The sequence below is a fragment of the Mesorhizobium sp. M1004 genome (assembly GCF_040318795.1).
Lineage (GTDB): Bacteria > Pseudomonadota > Alphaproteobacteria > Rhizobiales > Rhizobiaceae > Mesorhizobium.
This window is the reverse complement of sequence record NZ_JAMYNB010000043.1, coordinates 1-1,006: the sequence shown is the minus strand read 5'-3', so window position 1 is coordinate 1,006 and position 1,006 is coordinate 1. Positions and strand designations below refer to the sequence as shown.

General features: G+C 63.2%; 1 protein-coding gene. It reads right to left on the bottom strand.

Translation table 11 applies throughout. The annotated features are described in order from the left end of the window. Position 1: 1 nt before the first annotated feature. Positions 2-1,006, bottom strand: a 1,005-nt coding sequence (gene tuf, locus NKH54_RS32430) for an elongation factor Tu (protein ID WP_031204767.1), incomplete at its 5' end; no start/stop codon positions are given.

Here is a 1,006-nt window from a genome sequence, read left to right as displayed (position 1 = left end):
ATTACTCTTTGATGGTGACGACGATGCCGGCACCGACGGTACGGCCGCCTTCACGGATGGCGAAGCGCAGCTTCTCTTCCATGGCGATCGGCACGATCAGCTCGACATCGACCGTGATGTTGTCGCCGGGCATAACCATTTCCGTGCCTTCCGGCAGCGACACGATGCCGGTCACGTCGGTCGTGCGGAAGTAGAACTGCGGACGGTAGTTGGTGAAGAACGGCGTGTGACGGCCACCTTCGTCCTTGGTCAGGATGTAGGCTTCGGCCACGAACTTCTTGTGCGGCTTCACCGTACCGGGCTTGGCCAGAACCTGGCCGCGCTCGACACCTTCACGATCAACGCCGCGCAGCAGCGCGCCGATGTTGTCGCCGGCCTGGCCCTGATCGAGCAGCTTGCGGAACATCTCGACGCCCGTGCAGGTCGTCTTGGTCGTCGGACGGATGCCGATGATTTCCAGTTCCTCGCCGACCTTGACGATGCCGCGCTCGACGCGGCCGGTCACGACCGTGCCACGGCCCGAGATCGAGAACACGTCTTCGATCGGCATCAGGAACGGCTTGTCCAGCGGACGAACCGGCGTCGGGATATAGGCATCGACCGCAGCCATCAGCTCGCGGATCGCGTCTTCGCCGATGGTCTTGTTGGAATCTTCCAGAGCAGCCAGCGCCGAACCCTTGACGATCGGAATGTCGTCGCCGGGGAACTCGTTCTTCGACAGAAGCTCGCGAACCTCGAGCTCGACCAGTTCGAGCAGCTCGGCATCGTCGACCTGGTCGACCTTGTTCAGGAACACCACGATCGACGGCACGCCGACCTGACGGGCAAGCAGGATGTGCTCGCGGGTCTGCGGCATCGGGCCGTCGGCGGCCGACACCACCAGGATCGCGCCGTCCATCTGCGCAGCGCCCGTGATCATGTTCTTCACATAGTCGGCGTGGCCGGGGCAGTCGACATGGGCATAATGGCGCGCTGCCGTCTCGTATTCGACGTGCGCCGTCGAAAT